We start from the raw sequence: 5,815 nt of genomic DNA on the forward strand, positions 1-5,815 counted from the left end.
CCGAGGCGCTCGGCGAGGCCGAGGGCGACGGCCCGCAGCGCGGCCGGGGTGGCCGCGGTGGCGAGCAGCACGTGCTCGCCCGGCTCGGCCGGGACCGCGCCGGGACGGTCCGCGCCGCCCGGCACGAACTGCTCGACCACGACGTGGGCGTTGCTGCCGCTGACCCCGAAGGCGCTCACCCCGGCGCGGGCCGGGCGGTCGTGGGCGGGCCACGGGCGGGACTCGGTCACCACCCGCACCGGGACCCGGTCCCAGTCGATCCGGCTCGACGGCTGGTCCAGCAGGTGCGGCGGCAGGGTGCCGTTGCGCAGCGCCAGGACGACCTTGAGCAGGCCGACCGCGCCGGCCGCCGCGCCGAGGTGGCCGACGTTGGCCTTCGCCGAGCCGATCAGCAGCGGGTCCCGCTCGTCGCGCCCGGAGCCCAGCGACTCGGCCAGCGCGTGGACCTCGATCGGGTCGCCCAGCGGGGTGCCGGTGCCGTGCGTCTCGACGTAGTCGACCTCGTGCGCCGCCCAGCCCGCCCGGTCGAGGGCCTGCCGGACCACCTCCACCTGGGAGACCGGGTTGGGCACGGTGAGGCCGCCGGTCGCGCCGTCCTGGTTGACGGCGCTGCCGCGCAGCACGGCGTAGACCCGGTCCCCGTCGCGCACGGCGGCGGACAGCGGCTTGAGGATCAGCGCCACCGCGCCCTCGCCGCAGGCGAAGCCGTCGGCGTTCTCGTCGAAGGTCTTGCACCGGCCGTCGGCGGCCAGCGCGCCGGAGCCGGCCATCGAGGCCAGCAGCGGGCTGGGGGCGGTGATCGCGCTCGCGCCGCCGACCACGGCGACCTCGCAGTCACCCGCGCGCAGCGCCTGGCAGGCCAGGTGGACGGCGGTCAGCGAGGAGGAGCAGGCGGTGTCGACCGTCATGCTCGGTCCGCGCAGGCCGAGCAGGTAGGAGAGCCGGCCGGCCAGCGCGGCGTAGGAGGTGCCGGTGCCGTGGTGGAGGTTCAGCCGGGCGGGCTCCATCTCGCGGGCGACCAGGAACTGGTAGTCCGCCAGGGCGAGTCCGGCGTAGACGCCGACCGGGCGCTCGGCGAGGGTGTGCGCCGGGCAGCCCGCGTCCTCCAGGGCCTCCCAGGCGGTCTCCAGGAAGAGCCGCTGCTGGGGGTCGAGCAGCTTGGCCTCGCGGGGCGAGATCCGGAAGAACGGGGCGTCGAACTGGGCGATGTCGTCCAGGTAGGAGCCCGGCAGGGCGATGGCGTCGCCCAGTTCGGCCCAGACCGGGTCCCGCAGCCGGTCGGCGGGGAAGTCGCCGGCGGTGGCGCCGCGCTCGCACAGCAGGTCCCAGAACGCGGCGGGGGAGGGGGCGGCGGGCAGCCGGCAGGCGAGGCCGATGACGGCGATGCCGTCCTCCTGCTCCTCGTGCACGTCCTGCGCGGGAGCCGTCGGGGTGTCCGTGACGGACGGCGCTTCGACGGACGACGCTTCGACGGCCGGGGCCGGGGCCGGGGCCGGGAGGCGGTCCGGCGCGACCGTGGCGAGGTACTCCGCCAGGGCCTTGATGGTCGGCCGCTCGAAGACGAGCGTGGTGGGGAGCGCCACGCCCAACCGCTGCTCCAGACCGCGGCGCAGGCTCACCGCGGTCAGCGAGTCGAGGCCCTGCTCGAACAGGCCGCGACGGCGCGGGACGGCCTGGTCGGCGGGCAGGCCGAGCACCTCGCGCACCGTGGCGGTCACCAGCTCGGCCAGGCCCCGCCCGGCGGACGCGGGCACGGGCGCGGAGGCGGGCGGGGTGGCCGGAACGGTGGCCGGGGCGGTGGTCTGCGGCTGCGCGGGCACCGGGCTCGCGGGCCGGGGCTGGGACGCCGGAACCCGGCCGAGCGCCGCCAGATCGCCCGCGCTCACCTGCGCGTACAGCTCGCCGGTGACCCGGTCCTCGGCGTCCAGCAGGCTGAGCCGGATCCGGGCCGGCGCCGTCCCGCCGACGGCCGGAGCCGCCCCGGCCGCGGCCGGGCCGCCCTGCTGCCCGCGCTCCACGCCGGGCAGCCAGTAGTGCCCGCCCTGCCAGGACGGCACCGGCAGCGTGCGGTACCGGCGCGGGCCGTCCACGGCCGCCGCCCAGTCCACCGGCACGCCCGCCACGTGCAGCCGGGCCAGCGCCCGGTACGCGGCGAGCCGCCCCGGCTCGTACCGGCTGAGCACCGGCAGCGCGGGCGCCCGCCGGCCGTGCGGCCGCTGCGCCTCGGTGAGCGAGGGCACCAGCACGGGGTGCGGGCCGATCTCGACCAGCGGGTGGTCGTCCTCGGCGAGCAGCCGGTCGACGGCCGGCCACAGCCGGACCGGGGAGGTGAAGTTCCGGACCCAGTAGGCGGCGTCGTAGACCGTGTCGTCGGCCGACGGGTCGACGGTGGACAGCATCCGGACGGCCGGGGCGGCCGGGCGCAGCCCGTCCAGGGCGGCCTCAAGGCGGGGGCCGAGTTCGGCGATCAGCGGGCTGTGCGCGGGCGCGTCGACCCGCAGCCGGCGGCAGCGCAGGCCGGCCGCCTCCAGCAGCCGGGCGGCCTCGGCGACCTCCTCGGCCGGTCCGGCGACGACCAGGGAGCCCGGCCCGTTCACCGCGACGACGGTGACCGGCAGGCCCGTTCCGGCGAGGACGGCGTCGACGCTCTGCTCGTCGGCGGTGACCGCGTACATCAGGCCCCACCCGGAGGCCAGGCCGAGGGTCTCCGAGCGCCGGACGATCAGCTTCACCGCGTCCGGCAGGCTCAGCACGCCGGCGCTGTGGGCGGCGGCGACCTCGCCGAGGCTGTGGCCGAGGATGGCCCCCGGCCGCACGCCCCGGGCGGCCAGCCAGCGGGTCATCGCGACCTGGACGGCGAAGATGGCGGGCTGGACGATCTCGGTGCGGTAGAGCCCGGCCTCCGGATCGGCGTCGCGGATCTCGTCGACCAGCGACCAGCCGGCCTCGGCCCGGACCAGCTCGGCGATCTCGTCGAGGGTTTCGCGCACCGTGCGGTCGCCCGCGTACAGGTCCATCGCCATGCCCGCCCACTGGCCGCCCTGGCCGGCGTAGACGAACACCGGCTCCGGGGCGCCGTCCGGGTCGAGCACCACCCCGCTGTACGCGCCGTCGTGCGGCTCCTCGACGTCGTCCAGCGCGTCGAGCAGGCCCGCGCGGTCGGTGGCGACCACGGCGTGGCGGTGCGTCTCGTGGGTGCGCCGGTTGACGGTGGCGGCGGCGAGCTCGGCGAGCTCGCCCTCCGGCGTCGCGGCGACCGACTCCCGCAGGGCCGCGAGCTGTTCGGTCAGACCGGCGGGGGAGGTGGCGGAGGCGAGCAGCACGTACGGGTGCGCGGGCGGCTCCTCGGCGGCCACCGGCTCGACGACGGGCGGCGCCTCGACGATCACGTGCACATTGGTGCCGCTGAGCCCGAAGGAGCTGACGCCGGCCCGGGCGGGCCGGTCGCGGCCGGCGAGCGCGGTGGTGGCGGCGGGGACGGCGATCGCGCCGTCCTGCCAGTCCACATTGGGGTTGAGCGTCTCCACGTACGGCTGGCCCGGCACGGTCCCGGAGTTGACGATCCAGGTGGTCTTCAGCAGTCCGCCGATGCCGGCCGCCGCGTCCATGTGGCCCAGCAGCGCCTTGTGCGAGCCGATCAGCAGCGGGTGGCCGGCGTCCCGGCCGGCGCCGTACACCTCGCCGATGGCGCCGACCTCGATGACGTCGCCGATGGCGGTGCCGGTGCCGTGCGCCTCGACGTAGTCCACCTCGGCGGGGGAGAGCCCGGCCCGGCCGAGGGCGGTCTCCAGCAGGTCGGCCTGGGCCGCCCCGTTGGGCACGGTCAGGCCCATGCTGGTGCCGTCGTTGTTGGCGGCGGAGCCGCGGATGACGGCGTGGATCCGGTCCCCGTCGGCCAGCGCGTCGGCGAGCCGCTTGAGCACCACCACACCGGCGCCCTCGCCGCGCACGATGCCGTCCGCGGCGGCGTCGAAGGGGCGGCAGCGGCCGGTGGGGGAGAGCGCCCCGACCCGGCTGAGCGCGACGCTGAGGTCCGGGGTGACCAGCAGGCTGACGCCGCCGGCCAGGGCGGTGTCGCACTCGCCGGCGCGCAGGCTCTGGCAGGCCTGGTGCACGGCCAGCAGCGAGGAGGAGCACGCCGAATTGACGGTGGCGACCGGCCCGGTGAGGTCGAAGGTGTACGCGAGGCGCCCGGCGGCGAAGCTGAACTCCAGTGCGCCGACGTGGTTCTGGGTGATCGCGTCGACGCCGAGGGTGCGCGCGTGCAGCAGTTCGTAGTCCTTGGCGAGCAGGCCGAACAGGACGGCGGTGCGCGAGCCGCGCCAGGCCTCCCGGGGGCGCCCGGAGTCGCTCATCGCCTCCCAGGCGACCTCCAGGATCAGCCGCTGCTGCGGGTCGAGCAGGCCGGCCTCGCGGGGGCTGACGCCGAAGAACGGGGCGTCGAAGCGGTCGATGTCCGCGAGGAAGGCGCCCCGGCCGTTGGAGATGCTGCCGGGCCCGCCGGAGGGGTCGGTGTGCCGGCCGCTCCAGCGCTCGGCCGGGACGTCGGTGAAGACGTCGGCGGCGCCGGTCAGCAGGCGTCCGAAGTCGTCGAGGGTGCGCACGTCACCCGGGAAGCGGCATCCCACACCCACGATGGCGACGGCGGACTCGGCTGCGGTGGCGGGTGTCGATCCGTTGCCGGAATCGGTGCTCATCTATTCCCTCCGAGGGGGTGGGACTGCGGGAATCCGGGGCGAATCCGGGACGCGTCGCGGGCGGGAAAACGGGAAAGGCGAAGGCGCGGACGGCGGCCCTCCGATGCTACGGACCGACGCGTTCCCCCGGGATCCCCTACCGGCCCCTATCCCGGCACCCCGGTTCCGTTTAGGGGGCGGCTAAGGGTGCCGGTGCGGGACGCGCCTTGGGAGGCTGACCGGAAAACGGAAAGACCGTGCAGAGGAATCAGATCCCGCGGTTGTCGCGGGCATCCCGGAAGGGGTTCGCTGTGATGCTAGGCGGGGTTGCGGTGGTGACGGGCGCGGGCCGGGGAATCGGCGCCGCGGTGACGCGGAGACTGGCGTCGGAAGGCGCCGTGGTGGCCGCCGTCGACCGTGACGGCGAGGCGGTCGAGGAAATGGCGCGGGAACTGGCGACGGACGGCCTCAAGGTCTACCCGTTCGCGGCCGACGTCAGCCTGGGCGCGCAGGTGGAGGGCGTGATCGACGAGGTGGAGCGCCGGCTCGGACCGGTGGAGCACCTGGTCAACGCCGCCGGCGTGCTGCGCCTCGGGTCGGCCCGCTCGCTGTCCGACGAGGACTGGCGGGACACCTTCGCGGTCAACACCACGGGCGTCTTCCTGATGTCCCGCGCGGTGGTGAACCGGATGATTCCGCGCAATTCCGGGGCGGTCGTCACCATCGCCTCCAACGCGGCCGGAACGGCCCGCGCGGACATGTCGGCGTACGCGGCGTCCAAGGCCGCCGCGCTGGCGTTCACCAAATGCCTGGGGCTTGAGGTCGCCCGCTTCGGGATCCGCTGCAACGTGGTGGCTCCGGGTTCCACCGAAACCCCGATGCTGATGGGCATGTTCCAGGACGAGAACGGGCCCCGGAAGACCATCGAGGGACAATTGGAGACGTACAAGACGGGAATTCCGCTGCGGAAACTGGCGATGCCCGAGGACATCGCCGACGCGGTGGCCTTCCTGCTCTCCGACCAGGCCGGCCACATCACCATGCAGCACCTGACCGTGGACGGCGGCGCCACCCTCGGCGTCTGACCCGGCGACGACCGTGGTGCCCCGCTCCTGACCCGGAGCGGGGCACCACGGTCT

General features: G+C 75.7%; 2 protein-coding genes. One reads left to right on the plus strand and one right to left on the minus strand.

Annotated elements, in window-relative coordinates; translation table 11 throughout:
* On the minus strand, positions 1-4,697 hold a 4,697-nt coding region (locus ABD308_RS34900), incomplete at its 3' end, for a beta-ketoacyl synthase N-terminal-like domain-containing protein (protein WP_344343945.1).
* 293 nt (positions 4,698-4,990) lie between these two features.
* On the opposite strand from ABD308_RS34900, the gene ABD308_RS34905 reads away from it, so the two are divergent.
* On the plus strand, positions 4,991-5,761 hold the full coding sequence (locus ABD308_RS34905; RefSeq protein ID WP_344343947.1) for a 2,3-dihydro-2,3-dihydroxybenzoate dehydrogenase: 771 nt from the start codon (positions 4,991-4,993) through the stop codon (positions 5,759-5,761).
* The last annotated feature ends 54 nt before the right edge of the window (positions 5,762-5,815 follow it).

Source organism: Kitasatospora putterlickiae, from assembly GCF_039527695.1.
In the GTDB taxonomy this organism is placed as follows: Bacteria; Actinomycetota; Actinomycetes; order Streptomycetales; family Streptomycetaceae; genus Kitasatospora; species Kitasatospora putterlickiae.

Excerpts from the sequence above, each read along its gene's own strand:
- ABD308_RS34905 (WP_344343947.1), top strand. The coding sequence starts at position 4,991 with ATGCTAGGCGGGGTTGCGGTGGTGACGGGCGCGGGCCGGGGAATCGGC.